Raw genomic sequence first — 608 nt, forward strand, 5'->3', positions numbered from 1 at the left:
GAGACCCGGGCCGAGGAACTGGCCGCGCTGCCGCTGTTCGAACGGCTCGAACGGCGCATCGTCGACGGCGAGCGCAACGGGCTCGAGCCGGACCTCGACGCCGCCATGACCGAGGTCCCGCCGCTGGCGATCATCAACGAGACGCTGCTCTCGGGCATGAAGACGGTCGGCGAACTGTTCGGCTCCGGTCAGATGCAGCTGCCGTTCGTGCTGCAGTCCGCCGAGGTCATGAAGGCCGCGGTGGCGTACCTGGAGCCCCACATGGAGGCGTCCGACGAGGACGGCAAGGGCCGGATCGTGCTGGCGACCGTCAAGGGCGACGTCCACGACATCGGCAAGAACCTCGTCGACATCATCCTGTCCAACAACGGCTACGAGGTGGTCAACCTCGGCATCAAGCAGCCGATCGCGACCATCCTCGAGGCCGCCGTCGACAAGCGCGCGGACGTCATCGGCATGTCCGGCCTGCTGGTGAAGTCGACCGTGGTGATGAAGGAGAACCTGCAGGAGCTGAACTCCCGCGGGGTCGCGGAGCAGTTCCCGGTGCTCCTCGGCGGCGCGGCCCTGACCCGCTCCTACGTCGAGAACGACCTCGCCGACGTCTACCA

General features: G+C 67.4%; 1 protein-coding gene. It reads left to right on the forward strand.

Translation table 11 applies throughout. From position 1 onward, the window contains the following. Positions 1–608 (forward strand): B12-binding domain-containing protein (locus tag AC1DQC_RS20000; protein ID WP_477052976.1); only part of this gene is annotated, 608 nt, incomplete at both ends.

The organism is Cellulomonas sp. P4_H12, from assembly GCF_056400905.1.